Annotated in this window: 27 protein-coding genes and 1 pseudogene; 6 read left to right on the forward strand and 22 right to left on the reverse strand. The window is 40.5% G+C overall.

Annotation, left to right across the window (positions count from 1 at the left end; translation table 11 throughout):
- Positions 1-33 precede the first annotated feature (33 nt).
- The 7 genes from MUO15_RS05335 to MUO15_RS05365 form a co-directional block, all read right to left on the reverse strand.
- Positions 34-2,172 carry a penicillin-binding protein gene (locus MUO15_RS05335; protein ID WP_245034106.1) on the reverse strand — a complete coding sequence of 713 codons (2,139 nt, stop codon included), beginning with the start codon at positions 2,170-2,172 and terminating at the stop codon, positions 34-36.
- Positions 2,173-2,194: 22 nt separating this feature from the next.
- Positions 2,195-2,563, reverse strand: coding sequence for a cell division protein FtsL (gene ftsL, locus MUO15_RS05340; RefSeq protein ID WP_245034108.1), 369 nt, complete (start codon positions 2,561-2,563; stop codon positions 2,195-2,197).
- Positions 2,560-3,540: a 16S rRNA (cytosine(1402)-N(4))-methyltransferase RsmH gene (rsmH, locus tag MUO15_RS05345; protein ID WP_245034110.1), complete on the reverse strand. Its 981-nt coding sequence runs from the start codon at positions 3,538-3,540 to the stop codon at positions 2,560-2,562. Before rsmH ends, ftsL begins: the two co-directional genes overlap by 4 nt.
- A gap of 23 nt (positions 3,541-3,563) precedes the next feature.
- Entirely contained in the window at positions 3,564-4,001 is a 438-nt protein-coding gene (gene mraZ / locus MUO15_RS05350; RefSeq protein WP_245035858.1) for a division/cell wall cluster transcriptional repressor MraZ, read from the reverse strand.
- A 158-nt stretch (positions 4,002-4,159) separates the two neighbouring features.
- A complete protein-coding gene (bshC, locus tag MUO15_RS05355; RefSeq protein ID WP_245034112.1) occupies positions 4,160-5,785 on the reverse strand; it encodes a bacillithiol biosynthesis cysteine-adding enzyme BshC in 1,626 nt (541 codons plus the stop codon).
- Between the two features lie 87 nt (positions 5,786-5,872).
- Complete coding sequence (locus MUO15_RS05360; RefSeq protein ID WP_245034114.1) at positions 5,873-6,253, reverse strand: DUF3397 domain-containing protein; 381 nt, start codon at positions 6,251-6,253, stop codon at positions 5,873-5,875.
- Positions 6,250-7,125: a 2-dehydropantoate 2-reductase gene (locus MUO15_RS05365; RefSeq protein ID WP_245034116.1), complete on the reverse strand. Its 876-nt coding sequence runs from the start codon at positions 7,123-7,125 to the stop codon at positions 6,250-6,252. The genes MUO15_RS05360 and MUO15_RS05365 overlap by 4 nt, the downstream gene beginning before the upstream one ends.
- Before the next feature lie 227 nt (positions 7,126-7,352).
- Here MUO15_RS05365 and MUO15_RS05370 point away from each other — a divergent pair, with 227 nt between their 5' ends.
- Positions 7,353-7,832: an N-acetyltransferase gene (locus MUO15_RS05370; RefSeq protein WP_245034118.1), complete on the forward strand. Its 480-nt coding sequence runs from the start codon at positions 7,353-7,355 to the stop codon at positions 7,830-7,832.
- A gap of 59 nt (positions 7,833-7,891) precedes the next feature.
- Here the strand turns inward: MUO15_RS05370 and MUO15_RS05375 are convergent, their stop codons facing one another.
- From MUO15_RS05375 to MUO15_RS05390, 4 genes are all read right to left on the reverse strand, one after another.
- Positions 7,892-8,368 (reverse strand): RsfA family transcriptional regulator, encoded by a 477-nt coding sequence (locus MUO15_RS05375; protein WP_245034120.1) that lies wholly within the window; start codon positions 8,366-8,368, stop codon positions 7,892-7,894.
- A 61-nt stretch (positions 8,369-8,429) separates the two neighbouring features.
- Positions 8,430-9,197, reverse strand: coding sequence for an enoyl-CoA hydratase/isomerase family protein (locus tag MUO15_RS05380; RefSeq protein ID WP_245034122.1), 768 nt, complete (start codon positions 9,195-9,197; stop codon positions 8,430-8,432).
- 102 nt (positions 9,198-9,299) lie between these two features.
- Entirely contained in the window at positions 9,300-9,473 is a 174-nt protein-coding gene (rpmF, locus tag MUO15_RS05385) for a 50S ribosomal protein L32 (protein ID WP_245034124.1), read from the reverse strand.
- Positions 9,474-9,521: 48 nt separating this feature from the next.
- Positions 9,522-10,046, reverse strand: a complete 525-nt coding sequence (locus tag MUO15_RS05390) for a YceD family protein (protein ID WP_245034126.1) — start codon at positions 10,044-10,046, stop codon at positions 9,522-9,524.
- 225 nt (positions 10,047-10,271) lie between these two features.
- Between MUO15_RS05390 and MUO15_RS05395 the strand changes: the two genes are divergently transcribed.
- A complete protein-coding gene (locus MUO15_RS05395; protein WP_245034128.1) occupies positions 10,272-11,474 on the forward strand; it encodes a nucleotidyltransferase in 1,203 nt (400 codons plus the stop codon).
- An 868-nt stretch (positions 11,475-12,342) separates the two neighbouring features.
- On the opposite strand, the gene MUO15_RS05400 is transcribed toward MUO15_RS05395, so the two are convergent.
- Complete coding sequence (locus MUO15_RS05400) at positions 12,343-13,368, reverse strand: SepM family pheromone-processing serine protease (protein ID WP_245034130.1); 1,026 nt, start codon at positions 13,366-13,368, stop codon at positions 12,343-12,345.
- Between the two features lies 1 nt (position 13,369).
- Positions 13,370-14,161 (reverse strand): patatin-like phospholipase family protein, encoded by a 792-nt coding sequence (locus tag MUO15_RS05405; protein ID WP_245034132.1) that lies wholly within the window; start codon positions 14,159-14,161, stop codon positions 13,370-13,372.
- 162 nt (positions 14,162-14,323) lie between these two features.
- On the opposite strand from MUO15_RS05405, the gene ylbJ reads away from it, so the two are divergent.
- Entirely contained in the window at positions 14,324-15,499 is a 1,176-nt protein-coding gene (gene ylbJ, locus MUO15_RS05410; RefSeq protein WP_245034135.1) for a sporulation integral membrane protein YlbJ, read from the forward strand.
- A gap of 91 nt (positions 15,500-15,590) precedes the next feature.
- Here ylbJ and coaD read toward each other — a convergent pair whose 3' ends face one another.
- Together coaD and rsmD are read right to left on the reverse strand one after the other, a co-directional pair.
- Entirely contained in the window at positions 15,591-16,070 is a 480-nt protein-coding gene (gene coaD / locus MUO15_RS05415; protein ID WP_245034137.1) for a pantetheine-phosphate adenylyltransferase, read from the reverse strand.
- Positions 16,067-16,629: pseudogene (rsmD, locus tag MUO15_RS05420) on the reverse strand (16S rRNA (guanine(966)-N(2))-methyltransferase RsmD). The gene coaD and the pseudogene rsmD overlap by 4 nt, the downstream one beginning before the upstream one ends.
- A 361-nt stretch (positions 16,630-16,990) precedes the next feature.
- Here rsmD and MUO15_RS05425 point away from each other — a divergent pair.
- A complete protein-coding gene (locus MUO15_RS05425; protein WP_245034139.1) occupies positions 16,991-17,380 on the forward strand; it encodes a DUF7147 family protein in 390 nt (129 codons plus the stop codon).
- A gap of 55 nt (positions 17,381-17,435) precedes the next feature.
- Here the strand turns inward: MUO15_RS05425 and MUO15_RS05430 are convergent, their stop codons facing one another.
- The 5 genes from MUO15_RS05430 to MUO15_RS05450 all read right to left on the reverse strand — a co-directional run bounded on the left by MUO15_RS05430 (position 17,436) and on the right by MUO15_RS05450 (position 20,463).
- Positions 17,436-17,711 carry a YlbG family protein gene (locus MUO15_RS05430; protein ID WP_245034141.1) on the reverse strand — a complete coding sequence of 92 codons (276 nt, stop codon included), beginning with the start codon at positions 17,709-17,711 and terminating at the stop codon, positions 17,436-17,438.
- 214 nt (positions 17,712-17,925) lie between these two features.
- Positions 17,926-18,363: a YlbF/YmcA family competence regulator gene (locus tag MUO15_RS05435; protein ID WP_245034143.1), complete on the reverse strand. Its 438-nt coding sequence runs from the start codon at positions 18,361-18,363 to the stop codon at positions 17,926-17,928.
- Positions 18,364-18,442: 79 nt separating this feature from the next.
- Positions 18,443-18,814 (reverse strand): YlbD family protein, encoded by a 372-nt coding sequence (gene ylbD, locus MUO15_RS05440; RefSeq protein ID WP_245034145.1) that lies wholly within the window; start codon positions 18,812-18,814, stop codon positions 18,443-18,445.
- 61 nt (positions 18,815-18,875) lie between these two features.
- Positions 18,876-19,916 (reverse strand): CAP domain-containing protein, encoded by a 1,041-nt coding sequence (locus MUO15_RS05445; protein ID WP_245034147.1) that lies wholly within the window; start codon positions 19,914-19,916, stop codon positions 18,876-18,878.
- 118 nt (positions 19,917-20,034) lie between these two features.
- Positions 20,035-20,463: a CBS domain-containing protein gene (locus MUO15_RS05450; RefSeq protein WP_245034149.1), complete on the reverse strand. Its 429-nt coding sequence runs from the start codon at positions 20,461-20,463 to the stop codon at positions 20,035-20,037.
- Positions 20,464-20,676: 213 nt separating this feature from the next.
- Here MUO15_RS05450 and MUO15_RS05455 point away from each other — a divergent pair, with 213 nt between their 5' ends.
- Both MUO15_RS05455 and ytvI read left to right on the forward strand, forming a co-directional pair.
- Complete coding sequence (locus MUO15_RS05455) at positions 20,677-21,045, forward strand: YugN family protein (RefSeq protein ID WP_245034151.1); 369 nt, start codon at positions 20,677-20,679, stop codon at positions 21,043-21,045.
- A 96-nt stretch (positions 21,046-21,141) separates the two neighbouring features.
- On the forward strand, positions 21,142-22,200 hold the full coding sequence (ytvI, locus tag MUO15_RS05460) for a sporulation integral membrane protein YtvI (RefSeq protein ID WP_245034153.1): 1,059 nt from the start codon (positions 21,142-21,144) through the stop codon (positions 22,198-22,200).
- A 79-nt stretch (positions 22,201-22,279) separates the two neighbouring features.
- Here the strand turns inward: ytvI and MUO15_RS05465 are convergent, their stop codons facing one another.
- Positions 22,280-22,819, reverse strand: a complete 540-nt coding sequence (locus tag MUO15_RS05465) for a GNAT family N-acetyltransferase (RefSeq protein ID WP_245034155.1) — start codon at positions 22,817-22,819, stop codon at positions 22,280-22,282.
- A 156-nt stretch (positions 22,820-22,975) separates the two neighbouring features.
- Positions 22,976-23,431, reverse strand: a complete 456-nt coding sequence (locus MUO15_RS05470; protein WP_245034157.1) for a DUF420 domain-containing protein — start codon at positions 23,429-23,431, stop codon at positions 22,976-22,978.
- Positions 23,432-23,434: the final 3 nt, after the last annotated feature.

Here is a 23,434-nt window from a genome sequence, read left to right on the forward strand (position 1 = left end):
TCACAGAACGATTAGAACACTGCTTGTTTAGTGTTACTGTGGTGGCGAAAGTTCTACCACAAGGTAACCATCATCTTTTAATTTCGAACCTTTGGCTATACTTTGCTTAACGACATATCCACTTCCCATTGTTTCCATCTTCAAATTAAAATGTTCAGCAAGGCGTTGAACATCACGCAGCGCCCAGCCAGTAATATCCGGCATCTTCGGCTGATCCGTGACGACGATGACTCGTTGACCACTTAAGATGGAGGTACCTGCATTCGGCAGGGTGGCTGTCACTTTTCCACCATTTCCAACTACTGATACATGGTCATAAGTTTTTTTCAAAGTATCAACTGCCTCTTTTGTTTTCATGTCAGTCACGTCTTTCAACTGATCTGCATCAACCTGTTGGTCATTACTCTTATCTGGATTGATATCCAGATAATGCAGGCTGTTCTCCATGACTGTATTAAAGATATAAGATACTGGCGCTGAACCAGCCTCCGTAGGTTCAAGCTCTGGCTGCTGCACAGCCACATACATCAGAAGTTCTGGGTCCTCTTTAGGTGCCATCCCTAAGAATGAAAAGGTATAGTTTTCTCTTCCAGTCAAGTAGGCGCCGTCAGGTCCAGGAATTTGCGCCGTCCCTGTTTTACCTGCTACAGAATAGTCCCCCAGCTTATACGGAGCCCCTGTCCCATCTTCACCCGTGACGACACTGCCCAGTAAATCTCTCATTTTCTTGGCTGTGTGCTCTGAGATAGGCTTACCCAAGACCTCAGGCTCACTGACTTTTACCGCCTTATCTGAGTCACTTCCGGTAATTTTTGACAACACATACGGTTTCATGATCTTGCCGCCATTCGCGATAGACGTAGCTGCTGTCATTAACTGTATAGGAGTTGTTGTTGTACCTTGCCCAAAAGAGGTGGTGACCTTTTCAATTGGATAATCGTATAGAATCTTACCGGATGCTTCTCCAGGAAGATCAATACCTGTTTTCTGATCCAAACGGAAAGCTGATAAATACTCTCTAAACTTATCAGGGCCTAATTTCTCCATTGCCAAGATGGAGGCAGCAACGTTGGATGAACGTCTGAACCCTTCATTAAAAGTAATTTTGCCCCATCCTTCAGGCTTATGGTCATAGATCGGCGGGTAATCTTCACCTACTTTATAGGAGCCTGATTTAAATTTATCCTTTCCATTATAGACACCCTCTTCAATCGCAGCCGCCCACGTGAACATTTTCATTGTTGAGCCTGGTTCAAATGGGTTCGATATCACATCATTGTACCAATTCTCAACATCACCAATATCATTAGGGTTATAGCTTGGACGATTACTCATGGCGAGTATCTCGCCAGTATCCGGGTCCATTACTGCAGCCATGATCTTCTTAGGTTTGTATTGTTCTTCAACAGATGACATGGCATCCTCTAAGAAAGTTTGAATTTTCTGGTCAAGCGTTAAATGAACGTTTTCTCCGTCATCCGGCGGCTTTAAAATTTCCTCAGGATCTAAAAGTTTTGTTCCATATTTATCACGTTTATATGAAATTTTGCCTTTTTCACCTTCTAAATACTCTTCCATTTGTTTTTCAACGCCTGTTACACCATTAATATGACCGTCTTCTGTACGGGCAAATCCGATAATATGGGAGGCGAATTTCCCGTTAGGATAATACCGCTTAGATTCTTGATCAAATCCTATCCCGCTTAGTTCGAGTTCCTTTATTTCCTTCATTTTGGCTTGTGATAAATCGCGTCCTTTGTTGCCAAACTCTATTTGGAACCTTCCGTCTTCCTTAGCCTCTTTCATAGTTTCTGCCATCTCAGCTTCGTTCATATCTATCAATGGGGCCAGTTTAGATGCCGTTTCTTCTATATCATCAACGTGTTTTGGATCCGCTTCGTTGGTTGTGAATGAGGGATCAACAATTGCATGCAGTCGGTAGGTTGGGCGATCATAAGCTAAAACCATGCCGTTTTTATCATAGATTTTCCCGCGATTTGCGTCTAACTGATAAGAGGTTGTCCGAGTGTTTTCGGCCCATTCTTGTAGATTAACCCCTTCAACTTCAGCTGTTGTTTCAATGTAAAGGAAGCGTCCAGCAATGATAAGGAACATGATCGAAAATAGGATGATCAACAAAGCGGCACCTTTATGCGTATTTGGACTTTTCATAAAGACACCACCTATAGTTATATTAGTTTTCTAGAAAGCCAGCCTGCTTCACTTTTGCATTTTGAATGTCTAAGCCATGTTCTTTGGCAATCTCTAATATGCGATCAGGGTTACTTAATTCTTTCACCTGATAGGCGAGTGTTTCATTATGGGATTGTTGTTGCTGTACTTGCTGTTCAAGCTCTTGAATGTTCCTATTAAGGGTGTCTGTCGATGAAGTGAAATTCACCATAAAGATCGAAGCTGCCATAACGGCGCCAGTAAAGACGGTGTATAAAAATTTCTCTCCTGTACTAATCCATTGTTTTTTGTGTACTTTTACTTTGGATTGTTGTTTCTTTTGTGGTTCTTGAACAGGTTGCTGTAAATCTCGTACTCTCTCTGTGCTCATGTTTGCTTCCACCCTTCTTCAAATTTAAATTCTTCAGACCATGGCTTGACCTTCTCGACAACTCGCAGTTTAGCTGATCTTGAGCGACGATTGTCTTCAAGCTCATTATTCTCAGCAACAATGGGCTTTCTCGTTATTAATTTAAATGGAGGCAGCTTGTCCTCGGGTATGACTGGAATATTCTTAGGTAAAGGGGGATTCGAACTCCATTTTTTAAACGCTTGTTTACAAAGGCGATCCTCTAAGGAGTGAAACGTTATGACAGCGATCCTTCCGTCAACACTAACCATTCTTGCTGCTTGATGGAGCGTATCTTGAAAGGCACCTAGTTCGTCATTGACAGCGATTCGTATGGCTTGAAACACTCGTTTGGCAGGATGTCCTCCCTTTCTTCTGGCTGGCGCAGGAATGCCCTCTTTAATCAGCTCGACAAGCTCATTTGTTGTATGAATCTCCTTTACTTCTCTAGCTGCTTCAATCTTTCTTGCAATTTGTTTGGAAAACTTTTCTTCCCCATACTTAAAGAAAATTCGAACAAGACTCTCGTATGGCCATTCATTGATTACATGCCATGCTGACAACTCATCCGATTGATTCATTCTCATATCTAGTGGTGCATCATTATGATAGCTGAACCCACGCTCCGCCACATCAAGTTGAGGACTTGACACACCAAGGTCATACAATATCCCATCCACTTGTTCTAAGCCAAGTTCCGCAAGTTTTTCTTCAAGCTGACGAAAATTCGCATGTACAAAGGTGATTCGATCTTTGTATGAATCAAGCCTTGTGCGAGCAGCTTCGAGTGCATGCTCGTCTTGATCAAAAGCGATTAGCTGCCCCTCTTCATTAAGTCGGGAGGCAATTTCTTCTGCATGACCTCCTCCGCCTAAAGTGCAATCAACATACACACCATTCGGTTGAATATGTAGCCCTTTTATTGTTTCCTCTTTTAACACACTATAATGTTCAAACATGTACTCACTCGTTTCTCTATCTATCAAATATCAATATCAAAATCCAACATATTTTCCGCAATCTCTGAGAAAGATTCTTCTGATGCTTCGAAGTATGTTTCCCACTGATCTTTACTCCAAAATTCAATTCGGTTGGATACACCGATAACCACACATTCTTTATCCAGCATGGCATGCTTCCTAAGCGGTGGCGGAATATTAATTCTTCCTTGCTTGTCCACTTCACATTCCACAGCACCAGATAAGAAGAATCGGGTGAAGGCCCGGGCATCTTTTTTTGTTAAAGGAAGCTTCTTAAGCTTTTCTTCAAGCAGCTTCCACTCATTCATAGGGTAGGCAAATAAACATTGGTCCAAACCTCTTGTCAGCACAAAGCCATCTTGAAGTTCTTCACGAAATTTAGAAGGTACGATAATCCGCCCTTTCGTATCAATGTTATGTTGAAATTCCCCCATGAACATAGACTCTTCCCCACCTTCTAAATTCATCCTACCACATCGCCCCACTTTTCACCACTCACTTTTTTATCATTCTTTATATAATAAAAAAATCCTGCCTCTCTAGGCAAGATTTTCGATGTTTTCTATCTTTTTATCCATGTGGGGGATTGTGGGGGGAATTACACGTATACGACATAATGTGGGTACTGAAATGATAGCTGATGTTTATTTAACTGCTGGAAAACATCAATGCCATACGTGTTTATCCACGGAACAACATTCCATACTCTTTCCTGCAATCCTCCTTCTGGATGCAGCAATACATCAAGCTCTGTAAATGCAGACATTTCCCGCTCGTATTTTTCTTCAATAGATTGAAGCATACGCTGTTCTAGAAACTCAATCATCTGATTGATATAACCCATATTTTTCTCAGCCAGAGCCCCAATGTCAGGGCCAAGTTCAGCTGCCTTATCCCTGAGCGGTTTGTGAATCCCATCCATTTCCTGTTGAACCTGTTCACTTAACCGCTCTATGGGAGGGTTGCTCGTCGCAGCGAGCCACTTCATTTTTTCCCTTGCTGTCCCATGCTCAAGAACTTGTTTAAGTTCAAGCTGAAGACTAGAAAGGGCAGCCTCCGCTTTGCGATCCACAAGAGTAAAGGAAAGGCGCGGGTAAATAGGAGGCATTTCTAATCCGACCACTTGAAAAGCTGGCTTCAGTACTGACCAGTAGCTAATCTCACCAGGGCCACCAACAAAAGCAAGCACTGGGAAAATAAATTCTTGCATGAGCGGTCTAGTCACCACATTATTACTAAGCTGCCATGGTTTCTCCTTTGCTACTTGAAGCAGCTCTGCCTCAGTCAATTGCACTTCGTCCCTCTTCCCGCTATAACTTCCATCTTCATTTTTTGATAGTAAAATACGTTCTTCATTATGATGATAAAATAAATGAGCATCACCTGGCTCACTGTCGAGCGGAACAGGGTAGCCTTGCTGCCGATTCTTTTGCAGTGCAGCATACACTCCTTTTGAGATGGCAGCATTCTCTTCGATCAACATTTGAAAATGATTAGATTCAAGTAAACGAATATCTCTATGATGGGCGTCAACAATGATTAGTCCCTCTTCATTAAATAGTTGATAAATCATGCGCGCAAAAAATTCACTGTAACTCTCAGAAGTATCGACTATTTTAACTATAGTTTGATAAAAGTCACGGGTGATCTCTGTTTCTTTTACTTCGGCAAAAACCCTTTTCAGCCAACTTGCTACCGCTTCCCGATCGAAAGGCAAATCTGAGACAGACGATTTCTGGTCAAGATTCGATTGAAGCTGGATCTTCTTCATCCGTTGTTGACTCTTCATCATAACATGATTAATTTCAGCAAAATCATGATCTTCTCCTGCAATCCAAAATACGGGGACGACAGCTGTTCCCAAATGTTCCTCCTGCTGCTTAGCCAACTGGATAACAGAGATAATTTTGTGGACCGTATATAAAGGACCTGTGAGCAATCCGGCTTGCTGCCCGGCAACGACAGCAGATGTCGTTTGGTCTTTAAGCTTATCTATCATTGTGAACGTTTGTTCAGGGGCCCCCCAATGATCGTTCATTTTTGTAAGCGCCTCTACAAGGCCATCACGATTATAGGTTTGCTGCTTTAAAAAGGTCGCACGTTCTTTGATTGTTTCTTCATCATAAGGGTTGTATTCAAATTTATTTTCCACTTTTGTAAAGTCATTTAAATAATCATCTACTAAAACATTCTTTTGTTTTAAATTGACGGGATCGATTCGCATTTATGAACTTCTCCTTCTATGCTTAGGTTGATATGTACCCTTATGTATTGTACAAAAAAGCGCCGAAGAGTTCACCTAATCTGTTTCTCATAGGAACAGCCTATCCACTAATCCGTATACTGTCAGCCCCATATACACCATCATAAGCAGCAGAAAACTAATCCTCAGAAAGCCTTTGAATGCCCGCCTAAGTTGGATTTCTTCATAGATTTTATATTGGATAACGATAGATAGGCTTAAAATGACCAGTAAAAAGATTAAAATCCATGATAAAAAGTTCTCCTCAAATAAAACGAGTAACAAAATATGAATAGCTAAAACTAAAAATGGCACAGTAGATTGTGTGCTTTGCCGGACTGCCTTTTTCTTTAAGCGATGCCATTTCATTGCAAAAAAATAACTAATAAATAAGAACAATACTGGTACAGTAACTAACGAGGCAACAATATAAATGAATACGTCTGTCATAAAGTTTCTCCCTTATGATATTGAGATTCTAGTGCATGGATCGCCTCCGTAACAAACTCATGATGGGGGGATTCTGTATTTGGCAGCAGGGAGACAAAACCGCAAATAGCGTCCACCTCTGTCTCTCTTCCTGCCATAATATCCCTAAGCATGGATGATTGATTATCCCCTGTATTCGCAGCAACCGAAATCACATGCTCCCACTCTTCGGGGAAGGATAAATCAAGAGCTTGACATGCTTCCATACAAATTTTTTTTGCTAATAAATGAATAGAGGGGTTCTCAATGATCATTTTATTTTTCACTTGAAAAAGCGCAGTTAGAGGGTTGATCACAGTGTTCGCGACTAACTTTTTAGCAAGCATTGTGTAGTAATCGTCTTTCGAGGCCAAGGGAAATTTCTCAGTAGATAACTGTTCGGCCCAGTCCGAGACGCTTTTAATACCGTGATGTGTGGCCAGCTGTATGTGACCTCTGCCTGTGTGACGGATCGTTGAGTCATTATCCTTGATAGCACCATGCTCCACTACTCCTACTAAACAGGGGTTTGGAATTCTCTGTAAAGTATCCAAGTGGGTCATTCCATTTTGCAGGAAAAGCAACGGAGCTTCTGACTTTAAATGGTCAATAACTGTACTGACATGGTGCTGTTTTACAGTAATGATAACTAAATCATGTTCTTCTTTTTGTTCAGTAAATAAGTGAATAGCTGGTGTGGCTTTGTTTGGTAACGAACTGCAACTTATACCATTCTCCACCAATTTATTTCGTTGCTCTTCCCTTCGCACATAAAGTGATACTTCATGCTCTTCATCTAAGTGTGCTGCGATGAGCAAACCAATAGCTCCGCCGCCAATGATCCCCACATTCATAAATGTCCCCCATTTCGCTCCAGCATCTTTTTTCCTATTGTAGCAAAATTCCCACCGAAAAGGGGAGGCCACTGAAAAACTGAAGAATATTTTCAATATAGGTCGGTGGGACAATTAAAACGCTCCGATGTTGGATAAGAATCGAATGGCAGTATTTATTCATTTCATTCTGAAAATTTTTATATTATAATTAAGGTTAGATACAGATTATTGAAAGGGGTTACATTATGATGACGAAAACAAGTGTTCAGCCATTATTAGTTAATTATAAAACATTGGAAGAATTTAAGCGTTTCAAGGAATATGGCAATCAAGAGTTAACGATGCTCGAAGATTTAGAGAGCAACATAGTGGAGAATGACAGTGAGTCACCTTTTTTTGGCGTCTATTTTGGGAACGCTTTAGTGGCCCGAATGAGCCTATACCGTGTTCAGGCTAAATATGACAATTACTTCCTCCCTCCTCAAGACTATTTAGAACTTTGGAAATTGGAAGTGCTTCCAGACCACCGTAACCAAGGCTACGGAAAAGCATTGGTAGACTTTGCGAAAAGTTTTAACTTGCCTATAAAGACAAATCCAAGAATTAAATCCCATTCGTTCTGGGAGAAGATGAGCTTCCAAAAGGCTCACTATGATGTCGGGCGCGATCTTGGCGAGAACCCTCTGATTTGGTTGCCGTCAGGTGTTGAAGAAAGGGAAGTCTAAAAAACGATATGTAAGAACAAACAAGGCCGCTACAGTATCTATGTAGGGCCTTTTTTCGTTTATGTGTATGTTTGATGGCGATTCCTCTTTACAAAGGTTACTAACTTATCCATCTCATTCCATGCTTCCTCAAGCTGCTTTAATTGATCTTTTAACTTTACATTATCTTCATTGAGCTTGTGCAACTGACTTTGCAACTGCTCGTGATCTTGTGTCGAGTACTGGTTCGTTTTCATCTCCTTTAGAAAAGAAATCGCATCATCAAGTGAGATAGGAGTATCTTTTTGTAATGAGGCTTGCGCCAGCACAGATCTCGACTTTCTATTCTGCTTCGCCTCACGGATATCTTTCTGATAGCTCTTTCTAACTGTGGCATTCCACCGAAACCCACATGCTGCTGGTGTACGTTTAAGCTGCTCAGCGACTTCTTGAAAAGCTTCTAGCTGTGTTTTTCCATCCTGAATATGGCGCAGCACGGTCCTAGCTAGAAGTACATCTTCCTCGTCCTTCCAGGCATCTTGTCTTGGGGCGTCCATTTGATCCCTCCTCTATCGTTTGCTTATAGTTATGCAAGAGGAAAGGTTGATAGAATCGTATTTATGACTTTTTTCTAGACGAAGTAAACCTTCTAACTGCCTGAACATGTGCCTCTGACTCCCACAATCCGGAACATTGTTGAACTTCCTCGTCCATTTGCTGTAATAACCCCTCAATAGATAGATGTTCACTATATTGTTTTTTAAATAAACGAAGTTGCTCTTGAGACTTTTCTAAAAATGGCTGTAAAAGTTCTTCTCCTGCCAGTTGTTGCTTGCTAACCACTTTATGTAACCACCCCATTCGACTCACTTCTTCTGTCCCATACATGCGGGCATCCATTAGCCAGTGAGCCGCGAAATGTGCTGCGATCTTTTTATATAACAACACACCACCGCCCCATCCAGGCAGTATCCCAAGCTGCCCTTGGACAAACCCATAGGAGCTATCAGCCAATCCATAGCGAAAATCACAAGCAGTCGCAATCTCACACCCACCACCTCTTGCCTGCCCATTTAGAAAGGCGAATGTCGGTAGAGGAAAACACGCCAGTTCGTAAAGAGCATCTTTCATTGGTGAAAGCATTCGGTAAGCCTCTTCCTTCGTTAGTTCACCGTGGAATTCTTGTAAATCTCCTCCGGCACAAAATGCTCTGTCCCCTGCACCGCTTATGACCAGGCATTTTAAATTTTCTATTGCACGTGCTTGTTTTAAGGCATCGCGTAGTTCTGAAATCACCTTTTGTGTAATCGCATTCATTTTTTCTGGGCGATTTAGTACAATATGGGCATATCCCCTGTCACTAACTGATAGAATCACTTGTCCCATGTGAAGCTCCCCTTGCTTAGAATTTTTCAAGAACGCATTTGCCATCCCGATTAAACGTAAAAAAAGAGCCTGAAAAAAATCAGGCCCTCTCATAAACAATTTCTACTGTTCAACTACTTGTTTTCCGTTATATTGTCCACAAGATTTGCAAACATGGTGTGGTTTTGAGTACTCGCCACAGTTCTGGCATTCTACCATACCAGGTATGTGTAGTTTTTTGTGAGTACGACGTTGGTTTTTAACCTTTTTGGATGTTTTACGCTTAGGTACTGCCATGTTGTACACCTCCTTTTATTTACGACCGAGAAAACCGTGATGATTTTCTTATTCGTTATTTTCTTCTTCATTCAATAATGATTGCAGCTTAGCCATTCGAGGATCCACTTTCTTTTCCTCCGGTTCCTCTGTAACCACCTGCCAACCCTTACCTTCCGTAAGAGCTTGATCATGTGCCTCTTCATCATCTGAAAATACCCGAGTCGGAACCTCTAATATTACATTTTCCTTGATATAGGGCGTTAAGTCAAGCATTTCTCCACTTATTGGATGAATCTCACTGTCATCTTCCTTTTCATAATACGGCGAAAGATTAAATTCCTCCCTTGCCTCGATATGAAAAGGATAGTCCACATCGACTAATGTTCTTGCACAAGGCAAAACCATTTCACCTTCAATGGAAAATGTTACTGAAATATCATCACCGCGTCTTCTCGCTTGACCCTGTACATGAACAGGAGGAATCCTGCGAATGTCGTTATTCATATTCTCTAATTCGCGAATATCTACATCATCTTCAAATACAAACGGCTCATCGCCTGCTTGATTAAGTTTTTGTAGAGGAAATTTCATAGTTATCACCTCATGGCAACAAGAGTTATTGTAAAAGGATTTAGGCTATTTGTCAATATTTTTTCTTTACACCCTTTCACAATGACGCTTATTTCTATTTTGGTTTAAGATATACTTTTCTCGTTCATCTTCGGTTATTTCCACTTCTTCATGATAAAATAAAAACAGCATTCATTCAATAGTTCTGTTATGTTCTAGTATTAAACGAAGGAGGACTTTCATACGATGAAATCTTGTGGAGTTATTGTAGAGTATAATCCCTTCCATAATGGTCATGCCTATCATATCGAGCAAAGCAGGGAAACGGCCCAGGCAGACTGTATGGTTGCTGTAATGAGTGGGAATTTCCTACAAAGAGGGGAACCCGCCATTATTGATAAATGGCAGAGGACACGAGCTGCTCTTCAATCAGGAGTGGACTTAGTCTTGGAACTTCCTTATTTATTCGCCGTCCAACATAGCGATTACTTTAGTCGAGGTGCTGTACAAACCTTATCTAATGCTGGGGTTGACGCGATATGTTTCGGAAGTGAAAATGGCGCGATTACACCATTTATAAAAGCTCACGAAACGCTCACAGCTCATGGTGAGGTGTTTAATAACAACTTGCGCAAACATTTGGATGAAGGTCTTTCGTATCCTGAAGCGGCTCGATTTGCTTACGAGGATATTGGAATTGCCTCTATTGATCTTGGACAACCAAATAATATTCTTGGGTATAGCTACATAAAACAAATCCTTGATCATCATAGGCATGTCACACCATTCACCATTGAAAGAACGGGGAGTCAATACCACGACCAACATATGGACGGCTCAATCGCAAGTGCCACAAGTATTCGTAAAGAACTGCTTGCCCACGGCGAAATGACCGAGAAAGCTCTTGATGCCATTCCTTTACCTACATTAGATGGCCTAAACGAATATTATCAAAAAAATAAGGTCTGGCATCACTGGGAACATTACTTTTCTTTATTGCAGTACAAGATCTTGACAACACCGGCTGAACAATTACAGCTTATTCATGGTGTGGATGAAGGGTTAGAACATCGTTTTAAGAACGCCATTAAAAAAGCAACGAGTTTTCACCAGTTAATCGAAAACGTTAAAACCAAAAGATACACATGGACACGTTTACAGCGTACATGTGTTCATATTCTAACTGGGCTTACTAAAGAAGAGGCACGGCATTGGTTACATGAAGGGACTGCCTATGTCCGTGTGCTTGGTATGAACAAAACCGGACAAAGCTATTTGAATGTACAAAAAAAGCGGATGAATGTTCCATTGCTTACACAGCCCCAGCAATGGTCTCATCCTGTTCTCGACATGGAAGAAAGATCCGTAGCAGCCTACTATAGTGCCCTCCCTGCTCAACAAAGGGTGGAATGTATGTCAAAGGAGTATGGCTCACCCGTACGTATATAAGCGTAAACCCTTAGTCAGCAATAACATAACATAAAGGGAGGGCCAACATTTTCTTAGCAGCTCACTGACCGTGGAGAAAACATCAAATCATATAACGAGCAGCATATAGTTTAGCGGTGTTCTTAACACATATTTTAACACTTGACTGAACAAACAAAACCGCCTGGAAAGGTAACTTATCCAAGCGGTTTTTGAATACCTTATATTTGATTGTTAGGTCAATAAACTTAAAGAGAATAAGGGTCCGTTTATGGAAATAGTAGAAGTGGAGTCACTGTTGTTGCAGGGATAATGGGAATTTGATTATTGAATTAAAAAGCCGTTATCTGAAATAAAGGTTAGGAACAGAATCATGTTATAGAAACAGAGATACGGGTCAAGGGAACGGCTACTAGTAGCGAGAGTACATGTTATCAGCCATGACTACTATAATCGTGCGCATCACACTAAGAACTTAAGCTAAACGTTAAGGATGTAGGCGTGAAAATGTGTACCAATACATGCGGGATTGGCTACTATTACAAGTGGTTCCGTTCACCTTAATAATCATAAGGGGGAGGGGAAACGGCGAGACCCCGCAGGCGAGGAACGAGCTGAGGAGGCTCGGCACTTGCCCGCGGAAAGCGAGTCGTTTCCCCACCCCCTTTCTGCCTTTTATAACGGAACCCATACGAGAAGAAACAACTAGACTGCAATTTAGCAATAAAAAAACATAGCACAATTTCTGATGTTAAAAATAATGTTACATTGATATACAAGCAAAAAATAGCATACCAATCACAATACGCTTTGGTATGCTATTACACTTGTTCATTCAATTTTTCTCCACCAAAAGTGAGCTGTTTTAACTTTTCAGCACTCCTTTTACTTATTCCTTTGGTTCCAACTCTTTTAAATAATCCAATGCATCTTGAAAGGTATCAACAGGAACAATTTTCATATCTGTCCCTATCTCTTCTGCTGCTTTTTTAGCTACTTCATAATTGGAGCCTTCCCTTCCACCTTCATTTGGTGCAAAAAAGATATCAACACCATCTTGATCAGCTGCTACGACCTTTTTATCTATCCCGCCGATTCTTCCTACCTGACCTTGATAATTGATTTCACCAGTACCGGCTATTTGATAGCCTTTTGTAAAATCTTTCTTTGTTAATTGATCATATATTTCAAGTGAGAACATTAATCCCGCACTTGGACCGCCAATTTCACCGCTCTTAACCGTTACTGGCGGATCTACCTCAACTGTACGGTCCGTTACAAGTGATATTCCTACCCCTGCTTTATCTGGATTATCAGGAAATGTGGCAAGTTCAATTTCCTTCTTGAGCGTTTCCCCAGCTCTTTTAACCGTCAGGGAAACCGATTCTCCTTCATCAAACCCACCCACATAATTCACAAGTTCAGTCGATTCATTAATTTTTTCACCATCTACTTTAATGATCTCATCACCAGCTTTAAGCTGGTCTGCAGCAGGCATACCTTTAAGGACATTCACGACATAAACGCCTTCATAATTAATATCAATATCTTCTCCTGCTGCTTCATAGGCAACAACCTTTGCAGCTTCTTGAGAAGATTCCATCATTCTTAGCTGGGCATGAAAATACTCTTCTTCAGATATTCCTTCTGGCCTGATTTCATCTAGTGGATGGATCTGTTGAAATGGCCTTACTTTCGCCATAAGCCATTGAATAGGTGTGGCCTGTCCGCCCCTGACGGTAACCAAATGCATATCTCCTTCACTTGGATAGTTATTTGTTACTTCAACAAAAGGATCTAACGCGTCCGCATTCCCCGGTTTATAAATATAATAAGGTAAACGGTAGGCCCCTAAAAAAGCAACAATTAAAATTGTAATAATTCCCGTTATTATAATCCGTTTATTGGCTTTCATACTATGATGTCTCCTTCCAGTTGGCAATCTTCTGTTTTATTGCGTCCATCTGTAATAGGGCTGCTGCTTCCCCTGCTTCAATGATTTCCTTACTATTTGTAAAAGCGCGAGAACTATATGTCGTTACATTTGGACGAATCATAATATCTGCATCTGAGGAGATCCCCATCGCAGTAGTAAGCTCATCTTGCATAATATCGATGCTTTGGATAATGACATCATATATAGAGTGGATGTTTGGGTCCGCATCGAAATGAGAGCAGTCAACAGCAATAACGATATCAGCCCCCATTTGTTTTACGACAGAAACAGGTACTCGATCAATCACACCTCCGTCAATATACAAACGGTTATCAATCTTCTCAGGAACAAATATCCCCGGGATCGCAATACTTGCTCTTACAGCATCACTCGCAGGTCCGCTTTGAAATACTTTCTTTTTACCAGCCGATAAATCTGTAGCAATAATCGAGATGGGCAAGTTAAATTCTTCAATTGATTTACCAAACGTAAACAAACGGATATACTCCTTAATTCTTCGTCCCTGAATGAAACCCATTTTCGGAACAGTAAAATCAAGGTAATACTTCCGTTTGAACGTGAAGGCTAATTTATATAAGTCTTCAATCCGTTGTCCCGCTGCATAAAATGAACCAACGAGAGCCCCCATACTGCTTCCTGCAATCATACTTATAGGCACTCCATGATCGCTCAATACTTTAAGTACTCCTAAATGCGCAAAGCCTCGAGCACCTCCTGAGCCAAGAGCCAGCCCTATTTTAGGATGCGGCACACGACATCTCTCCCTTGCCAAACAATCGATTGATTCTATTTTATGGTATATCTACGCCACTTATGAGCGTACATATAAGAGGGGACAACCATTACGCTTTAAAATCTACCCCCATTTTACTATGGATGATTTTAGAAGTACAGAAAACGACTGTGTAAAGGTGTGATTGATATTGCTAAATTAACAACGGCCGCTTTCACTCTCTTATTGCTCTTTTTTACATTTGCACTCATTCTCTTTCCAGGGGCTGCCTTAACCGCAAGCTTACGAGGACTGGACTTGTGGGCGACTAAAGTCTTTCCGTCTTTACTTCCCTTCTTCATTATTGCGGAATTGCTATTTGGTTTCGGTGTCGTTCACGGTGTGGGCGCTCTTTGCGAACGGTTCATGCGCCCATTGTTTAATGTACCAGGGACGGGTGGATTTGTTTGGGTGATGGGTATGGTTAGTGGTTATCCTGCCGGTGCAAAGTGGACAAGGGATTTGCGAGAAAATGGGCATATTACGCAAATTGAAGCTGAACGCCTCGTTTCATTTTCAAACGCTTCTAGTCCGCTCTTCCTTATTGGGGTTGTTGCCGTTGGATTCTTTGCCGACCCCGCATTAGGTCTTTTCATCGCTGCTGCCCATTATGGAGGTAATTTATTGGTAGGTCTTGGGATGAGATTTTACCGATACAGAGAGGAGCCGCCATCAGCCAAAGCTCAAACAAAGTCTATATTGGAAGCACTTAAGCTGATCCACTATACAAGGATGAATGATGAACGTTCATTTGGTCAGCTGCTCGGTGATGCTGTTGTACGTTCAGTACAAACACTATTACTAGTAGGCGGATTCATTATGTTATTCTCTGTGCTTACAGAGCTTCTCAAACAAACAGAAGCGATTCAGTTATTTTCAATTCTATTTACACTAGTCGGCATCCAGGAAGTCTATCAAATCCCTCTCACCGCAGGATTATTTGAAATAACGACAGGGATTAACGCATTAACAGATACTCACACTCCCTTATTGACACAGCTTGTTTTCGTCAGCTTTATTCTTGGATTTCATGGTTTATCTATCCAAGCACAAATCGCGAGTGTTCTATCGGATACCGATATACGTTTCGCCCCTTATTTTTGGTCAAGGATTGCACAAGGAACTTTTGCAGCCATTCTCATCTTCATTTTTTATCAATTCCTCGATATTAGTAAAAGCTCTGTTGATGCTTGGACTGGCAGCCACACTCAGGAGAGCGTCCTTTTTTCATTTCTAGACTATTATGGTCCACCTTTCACCTTTTTCATGCTTGCCTATACTATGTATTTGTTGTTGAAAACAAAATCGCCCCGGTAGATCGTTTCTAATGACGAACCGCTTACATGTCACTGGCGCCTATTCAAGCAGAACATAGAAAAGGCAGCTGCATGCCATGCAGCTGCCTTAATTATTTATATTTATCTCGTAACGCTTCCTCAACTGGCGGTGGAACTAAATCCGCTATATTAGCTCGGTATTTAGCCACCTCTTTGACAATGCTCGAACTCAGGAACGAATACTGATTATTCGTCATCATAAAAAATGTTTCGATTTCTTCATTAAGCTTCCGATTCATCGAAGTGATTTGCATCTCATATTCAAAGTCACTGACTGCTCTCAATCCACGAATAATAGCTTGGGCACCCTTTTCCTCAGCATAATCCATTAGGAGTCCATCACAACCATCGACGGAAACGTTGGGCAAGTCCTTCGTTACTTCTTCTAACAGAGCCACACGCTCATTCACATTAAACAACGGGGCTTTGCTTTGATTATTGAATACCGCTACTGTCACATGGTCGAAAACTTTCGCTCCGCGTTGAATAATATCTAAATGTCCGTATGTAACGGGATCAAAGCTGCCTGGACAAATCGCTAACCTTGTCATATTGTCACCTCAGTTCGAAAAATAGAAACACCTATATTGCTTCCATACTTCTCGGATTTTATTTGCTTAAGATTCCCTACTTGTTCGGGAATATCCTCTGATGCATCATGCTCACAAACAACGATCCCGCCATCTGCAATGAGCGCTTCATTTAACAGCGCTTCCATTAATTCCTTATAAGAAAATTTTTTATAAGGGGATCTAAAAATATGTATTGAAAAGAAAGCCCTCTCTTTCCAGCCGCTTTAATCGCACGAAATGCGTCCGTTCTGAAAACTTCAGCCCGATCCCTTAACTTAAGAGCATCAAGATTCTCGTGAATAACCTGTACGGCCTTTTGCTGCTGATCAACAAACACACTGTGCTCAGTGCCGCGGCTTAGTGATTCAATGCCTAGACCACCGCTTCCTGCAAATAGATCTAACACTTGTCCACCATCAAAGAAAGGCCCAATGATTTGAAACAATGACTCCTTTACCTTATCTGTAGTAGGTCTCGTTCTATGATTAGGTACAGGTTTAAGCTGTCTTCCCTTATGTACGCCTGCAATTACCCTCATAACTTGCCACCTCTCTCATCCGCATTCACAACTATCCTACCACAAATAGATAGGAGCAGGAAACGTTTCACATGAGCTACCTGTTTAAAAATAAATACTAAGATTTTCGTATAATTTAAAAGAGAAGTGGTGATACTGATTTGTGAAGCAGGAATTCTGCTTCTGAAAACGGAGAAGGCTTAATTCCCCATAGGTCCTTCTTCCGGTTTCTCCTCTCCCTTTGCTTTTTGTTTCCATATAGAAGCAAAAAGAAGGGCTGTCCCAAGTAGGACAGCCCTATTTTTTTATTCAAGAAAACTTTTCATCGCTCCCTGTTCCGTGCTAGAGTAATGAATAGAACAATGGAAAGGGACGATGCAAATTGATCCAAAAATTTATTGAACTCGGAGAAGGGTATGCGGATATTTACGAACTTACTGAATTAGGCCGGCAAATGCCTGATCGAATACAACACGCGATTGCTTTTTACAGTGAAAAGTCAAATCGTCCAGTTGCCTCTCTCGCACTCATTATGAAACCTACCCCTGAGCAAAAGTTTCAACCAATCTATCTATGCAGAGAAGGGATCCCTAACCCGCATGAAAGGCCGAACCAACGTTTTGAACTTTTCAAGGAGATGGTGGAAAGCAGTGAGAAGAAAGTGAATGAATTCACGGTTAAACCTTCAAATGCCTTCCCCGAAACCGAGTTGTATTATCAATATTTAATCGGTATCCTTAGAACGAACAAATTTATTCCTCCACTCTCATAATAGACGTCGAGTGCGCATTTTAAAAAATAGACGTTCGCAGTATGGCGAACGCCTATCAAATCCCCATCTTATAATCATACTGCTTTGCTTTATCCGGTTTGGCATTTTCATAATCCGTTCTAATATCGGGTTTGTGTGATAGAATGACCCGGGAAACAAACGGCATACGTTCGAGTTTCTCCATTTTAAACTCCGTGTCCTCCTGATCCACATATAGGAGGGCATATTTTTGCTTTTTTGAAGCATGAATTAAATGACCGTGCTTCTTAATTTGACGGATATTTTTCATATGTTGAAAATATACGATGATTCCTTGTCTTTTTACCCTCATAAGATTCCCTACTTCGTTTAGTATTTATGATGATTTTACCAAAAAATTTCATGTTCTTCAATCAAACCACAAGATATTTATAGAAACTCACTTGGAAAATATAAAGAAAACGCCTGTCCCCTTGCACATATATCTTTACGCAAGAAACAGGCGTTCTATGTGTACTGATGCACGTTTTTACGTACCCAGTAAATAATTATGTTAATTAGCAGGCTTATGAAGCACAGCCACAACCTCCGCCAGAACCGCAGCCACAGCCTGAATCAGTAAACACCATACCATTTCTTGGTACCTTAATCTGCTCACTCACGCTAAAAGCAACACTTTGGCTAATTTCGTCCAAGAGCTTTTGAACTTCCCGCTCAGCCTTTTTATAGTGAGCCACTGTTTCATGCATGTCCATTTCACGCTTAACCCCACGTACACTCTTCATTATATTATTGTAATCAGGGTGATAGCGACCAAAACGTTGCACATCTTCATATTGCTCTTTCATATTATTAAAATCGCGGATTAATTTTTGAGCGTCAGCATCAGATTCCAGATCTTGTTTGGCTTGTTGATAATTTTGCATCACTTCTGATTCCATTACCATTTTGCCAATAGATTCGGAATAGTCTAATACATCGACAATTTCCATTGTTGCTAACATAGTTGGTGTCACCTCCAACCCTATTGTACCAAATGGAAAGGCAGAATGAAATATGTGAAATCATTCTGCCCAGTCTCCTCTAATAATAGGGGTACCCCATCGTTTCTTGTCTAGTTTTCTTCTGGTTTTCACGTTGTACGGTTGTAATAAGCTGCTGAATCTGGCCTATGGCTCCATCCAGATCGTCAATATGCTTTGAGACATCTTCCCAATTCACATCCTGCATAAGATCTCCAAACTGTTTCATCCAATCCTTTTTATTACTATTCGTTTGTGACTTGGCTTTAGGTAACGACTTCCAGAAGGAATCTTCTTCTCCTAAAATCATCCACTTCTCATAATAACTTTGGATCAGATTATGGTTCTTCCTTATTTGACTTTTCACATTTGGATTGGCATCAACAAAATTCTTGAATTGCTGAACACTTGGGTGCAAGACTTTTTCACTCATATTACTACACACCTCACTATAGAAATCTACTCTATAGCCTATGCGCCAGCCTAAAAACTGTTCATGGCAGTGATAAGAAGTTCTGCGTGTAATACAGATGATCTACGCCTACCCCGATATGTGTGTATCGTTTATCGAGTAATGATGCACGATGTCCTTCACTATTCAACCAGCCATGAATAGCGGCAGTAGCATCAATGTGCTGTGCTGCAATGTTCTCCCCAGCTCTTACAAAAGGGACATCTCCCAGCCTCAACCTTTCGCCGACACCGTTTCCATTTTGTGAATGATGAGAGAAATAATTATTCTGATTCATGTCTCTGCTATGGCTAAAAGCAACTTTTGCGGCTTCCTTATGTTTCTTTAACCTATCAACCCCCTTGCTCGAACGAATATAATTCGTCATCTCGTAAATTTGTCGTTGAGACCCTTCATTAATTTCACGCCAGTCATCCTCTGTAAGTATCTGTTGCTGCGGTAATTCACCCCTATAGGTTAATTGATAGGGCTGAAGCGTTAATAGAATATCGTTTCTTACTGCACGGATCGCCGAAAGTTTATCGGTAAAGGTATCAAAGTATAGTTGAGCAGACCATTGATCATTTAAGGCAATAAGAGGTCTCTCATTAAGATCTTTGGCTGTCAACTCAAAAGAAAACATTCCATCCTTGAGTGGGAACTTGTTTTGAAAAGCATACTCTTGGTTTAACCGATCATAGCTCTCACCAGTCTTCAAATGCTCGTTTAAATATTGATCGTAAGTAACACTCGTAACCACAGTATCGTCCTTGATGCCAATTTGAAAGTATTGTTCATCTTTGGAATATACCCACCAGTCATATCCATATGAACTTTTATCGATCCTCTCAGGTTCCCCGAATTTTGCAAGGATCTCCTCACTTGATGCCCCTAACCATTTAAAAAAGCCCTCTTGTAAGTGCGCTTGGGACTCTCCATTTTCTAAGTTCTCCTCACCAATAGGCGGTTTGGATGTTTCTTTACCTTCTTCTGCTAATTCACGTGAGGATGTTGTCTCTATCATAAAATAAATCACCCCACATAGCAGAAAAAACAACAGTAAGCCCGTTACCTTTTTCCCCATAGCCTACTCCCCTTTCAACCCTCTTCTATACAATATAAGCTAGACAACCCCCTTCTATGAAAAAAAATATAAAACGACCTTCTATAAATGAATATAGAAGGTCGTTTTAAAAAGCTTATTAATGGAGCTCAGGACGCTCCGAAATATCTTGTAAAGCAACACCAGCAGCATGATCAGACATATCATCCTTAGATAAATCGCCTAGGGAGATAATCCCTGTCAACTTCCCATTCTCTACTACGGGAAGCCGACGAACTTGATGCTTAGCCATTAACTGGCTGGCTTCTTCTAGAGATGTCTCTGGACTAACATGATAGAGATGATCACTCATGACTTGTTGAATAGGTGTAGTATCAGGACTCTTTCCTGCGTACCCTCGAATGACCAAATCACGGTCAGTTACCATTCCCATTAATTGTCCATTTTCATCAGCAATGGGGATGGCACCAACATTTTGTTGTTTCATCATGCTAGCAGCATCATATAAAGTTTCATTAGATTGACAAACAGATACGTCACTTGTCATCACATCTTTTACAGTCTTCATGGAATATCCTCCTTAAAAAAATCAGCTGTCGGTATGTATTGTTCCCGAATTCTTAAATTTATTACATGCACGGCTATGCAATTTATAGTATAATTAAGTGACTGTCAGTAAAGTATGTAAAGTAAATGGAGTCGTTAATGACGACCAAGTGGCAACTTGTTCTTTTTCATACTAAGCTTATGAAAGATACATAATAATTGTGAGGTGTATGCAATGAAATTGGAAGGTACAGGAATCGACGGCCTACTCATTGATGTGGAGCCGCTTACTACAATCATGGAAAGTAATGGATTTATTTTAGGTGGATCCTGGGATTATGAACGAGTAAGCTACGATTATAAAGTAGATTCTCCAGAGAAAAACATTACGTATTATATTCGTATTCAAGGGTACGCTATTGAAGGTGATGTGGATAAAAGGAATGCTGTTATCCAACTGGTGACCCCCCTACTAGGTAAGCATCATTATCCACACGGCGTTGAATACGGCGAGCAAGAAGGATTCTCTTCAAGTATGATTGATAAAGCAACTAATGCAGTTAAAAAAATACAAGAACAAGTCGCACAACATCAAAAATCATAATAAAGACCAAGTGATTCAAGAGTCGCACACCGCTCTGGTGAGCGGCTCTTTTCAGTTACATACTTTTAAAGGCTAAGAAGGGAGTAACGTGATAAATTGTTCCGCTATCTAACTAAACGTCAATGGATGCTCATCCTACTCGCTTTACTTTTTATTATTGCAGGGTATTTCATTCTGCCGATATCAATTCCGCTCATAATCGCACTGATTACCGCCTTGTTTTTAAGTCCTTCTGTGCGATGGATTCAATTTCGATTTCGGATTAACAGAAAGATGTCAGTTACGATCGTCTTTCTCTTATTTCTATTGTTAATTAGCTTGTTGGGTACATACGCAGTAACTGGAGCCATTACACAGATCGTCCAACTTGCAGATAATGCACCATCCTATATTAATCAAATCAATAATGTGTTTATTAATTGGGAAAATAACTTAGATAGCTTCACACAAAATATGCCGCCAGAATTTGTTGATAAAGTAACTAGCGAACTACTGAGCACTTTGGATGCGACAACACAGACGGTTTCACAGAAATTGCAGCTTGGAAATATTGCTGCAATTGCGGCAAAGATCCCAGAGTATCTCGTAAGTTTCCTTGTTTATCTTATTGCTTTATTCTTGTTTATGTTAGATATGCCACGATTAAGAGAGAAGATGCATAATCAATTGACCGAAGCTACATCAGAGAAGGTTAAATTCATGAATGCCCGTTTATCTTATGTAGTTTTCGGTTTTTTAAAAGCACAATTCTTAGTCAGTATTATTATATTTATCGTATCTCTGATCGGACTTTTCTTGATTGCACCAGAGGTAGCCATTGTAATGTCACTGGTTATTTGGGTCATCGACTTCATACCAATTATTGGTTCGATCGCCATATTAGGGCCGTGGTCTTTGTACATGTTCATCACCGGAGACATCACTTTAGGAACAAAACTTGCGATACTGGCTATCATTCTGTTAGCCATTCGTAGAACCGTGGAGCCTAAAGTAATGGGTAGTCACATTGGTTTATCTCCGCTTGCTACATTAATTGCAATGTATCTAGGCTTACAACTAATCGGATTAATGGGCTTTATCCTCGGTCCGCTTACACTGATTGCTTTTAACTCAGCTAAAGAAGCAGGTATCATTAAGTGGAACTTAAAAATATAACCAAAGTTTTTTAAGCATAGACCTTTGTTATACATTTTCTCATAAAATCCCGAAGTCAACGATTTGACTTTCGGGATTTTTATTGTTGTTTTTTAGGAGATGTCGTTCCTTTATCATGAGAGATTTTTTCTATCTTAAAAGTAATGATATCTTCTTTTCTTGAAGTTTGATCGAATCCACTATTGATGAGCACTCTTTGTGAGGGAATATTTCCTTTAGCACATTCGGCTTCTACACCTTTAACACCTGGTTGTTGAAAAGCCCAGTTACATATTGCCTTTACAGCCTCTGTAGCAAAGCCTTGATTGCGTTTTGAGATAACAACCTGGTAACCAATCTCAAGTACCCCATCCCTTCCCTTCCCTTTAAATCCAATATCACCAAGAATCTCTTCTGCGTTTCGGTCAACCATCACCCATGGCCCATAACCCAACTCATTTTGGTTTTTTTCTAACATCTCTACGTATAGAGGTAATATCGCTTTTAAACCATCGTGCGGCCAGTTCTCATCCCACGGCAATTGAAAAGTGTGGTAAAAAACGAGAGGCTTTTTTATAATCAATTGCGCTAAATCAATTGAGATGGGTATAAATCTTATACGACTCGTCAAAAACTCCATCTAATGTCACTCCTTTTCAGCTGATACAGTGCTATCTACTTACTCTTACGATCCATTTACCCTTTTATAAGTTATTAAAAAAGCAATTAGATTACAATAATAATCTAATTGCTATCTTGTCAGCCTAATTTGATAGAGTGTCCTGTGCTTCTGTTCTTAAAAGCCAAAAATAGCTTTCAGCATACTAGTGGTCGTCCCACCATCATAAATAATATATAACAGAAGGTACACCATAACCCCCGTAACGGCTGTACTAAACCAAATAATACTCGTTATCGGCCCAACTTTACGGTGTTTAGGGATTTTCCTTTTGAAGCCTAACGTTAGCGAAACGATTCCAAATACTGCTCCTACAGTTGCCAGGATAATATGGAAAATCAGAAAAATCGTATAGAAAATTTTTAAATCATCTGGACCGCCAAAGCTCGTATTTCCTACCAAGATCGTTCGGCTTACATAAATAACAAAAAATGTTAATGCACTAATAGAGGCGGCAATCATTGTAGCTCGATGTGCCTGAGGCCTATTTATAGCAATTAATCGCCATCCAATAGCTACTAAAATGGCACTTAGTACGATGAAGAACGTACTTAATGTTGGTAATAATGGCATGTG

This window comes from Halobacillus amylolyticus (assembly GCF_022921115.1).
GTDB classification, from domain to species: domain Bacteria; phylum Bacillota; class Bacilli; order Bacillales; family Halobacillaceae; genus Halobacillus_A; species Halobacillus_A amylolyticus.

Coding starts and splice junctions, on each gene's coding strand:
- MUO15_RS05455 (WP_245034151.1), top strand. CDS start 20,677: ATGAAATTGGAAGGTACAGGAATCGACGGCCTACTCATTGATGTGGAG.
- MUO15_RS05470 (WP_245034157.1), bottom strand. CDS start 23,431: ATGCCATTATTACCAACATTAAGTACGTTCTTCATCGTACTAAGTGCC.
- MUO15_RS05435 (WP_245034143.1), bottom strand. CDS start 18,363: ATGTTAGCAACAATGGAAATTGTCGATGTATTAGACTATTCCGAATCT.
- MUO15_RS05465 (WP_245034155.1), bottom strand. CDS start 22,819: ATGGAGTTTTTGACGAGTCGTATAAGATTTATACCCATCTCAATTGAT.
- MUO15_RS05390 (WP_245034126.1), bottom strand. CDS start 10,046: ATGAAATTTCCTCTACAAAAACTTAATCAAGCAGGCGATGAGCCGTTT.
- bshC (WP_245034112.1), bottom strand. CDS start 5,785: ATGCGAATCGATCCCGTCAATTTAAAACAAAAGAATGTTTTAGTAGAT.
- rsmH (WP_245034110.1), bottom strand. CDS start 3,540: ATGTTTGAACATTATAGTGTGTTAAAAGAGGAAACAATAAAAGGGCTA.
- MUO15_RS05360 (WP_245034114.1), bottom strand. CDS start 6,253: ATGACAGACGTATTCATTTATATTGTTGCCTCGTTAGTTACTGTACCA.
- ylbD (WP_245034145.1), bottom strand. CDS start 18,814: ATGAGTGAAAAAGTCTTGCACCCAAGTGTTCAGCAATTCAAGAATTTT.
- ftsL (WP_245034108.1), bottom strand. CDS start 2,563: ATGAGCACAGAGAGAGTACGAGATTTACAGCAACCTGTTCAAGAACCA.
- mraZ (WP_245035858.1), bottom strand. CDS start 4,001: ATGTTCATGGGGGAATTTCAACATAACATTGATACGAAAGGGCGGATT.
- coaD (WP_245034137.1), bottom strand. CDS start 16,070: ATGACAAGGTTAGCGATTTGTCCAGGCAGCTTTGATCCCGTTACATAC.
- MUO15_RS05395 (WP_245034128.1), top strand. CDS start 10,272: ATGAAATCTTGTGGAGTTATTGTAGAGTATAATCCCTTCCATAATGGT.
- rpmF (WP_245034124.1), bottom strand. CDS start 9,473: ATGGCAGTACCTAAGCGTAAAACATCCAAAAAGGTTAAAAACCAACGT.
- MUO15_RS05370 (WP_245034118.1), top strand. CDS start 7,353: ATGATGACGAAAACAAGTGTTCAGCCATTATTAGTTAATTATAAAACA.
- MUO15_RS05335 (WP_245034106.1), bottom strand. CDS start 2,172: ATGAAAAGTCCAAATACGCATAAAGGTGCCGCTTTGTTGATCATCCTA.
- MUO15_RS05445 (WP_245034147.1), bottom strand. CDS start 19,916: ATGGGGAAAAAGGTAACGGGCTTACTGTTGTTTTTTCTGCTATGTGGG.
- MUO15_RS05450 (WP_245034149.1), bottom strand. CDS start 20,463: ATGAAGACTGTAAAAGATGTGATGACAAGTGACGTATCTGTTTGTCAA.
- MUO15_RS05380 (WP_245034122.1), bottom strand. CDS start 9,197: ATGGGACAAGTGATTCTATCAGTTAGTGACAGGGGATATGCCCATATT.
- MUO15_RS05430 (WP_245034141.1), bottom strand. CDS start 17,711: ATGAGGGTAAAAAGACAAGGAATCATCGTATATTTTCAACATATGAAA.
- MUO15_RS05375 (WP_245034120.1), bottom strand. CDS start 8,368: ATGGACGCCCCAAGACAAGATGCCTGGAAGGACGAGGAAGATGTACTT.
- MUO15_RS05365 (WP_245034116.1), bottom strand. CDS start 7,125: ATGAATGTGGGGATCATTGGCGGCGGAGCTATTGGTTTGCTCATCGCA.
- MUO15_RS05400 (WP_245034130.1), bottom strand. CDS start 13,368: ATGAAAGCCAATAAACGGATTATAATAACGGGAATTATTACAATTTTA.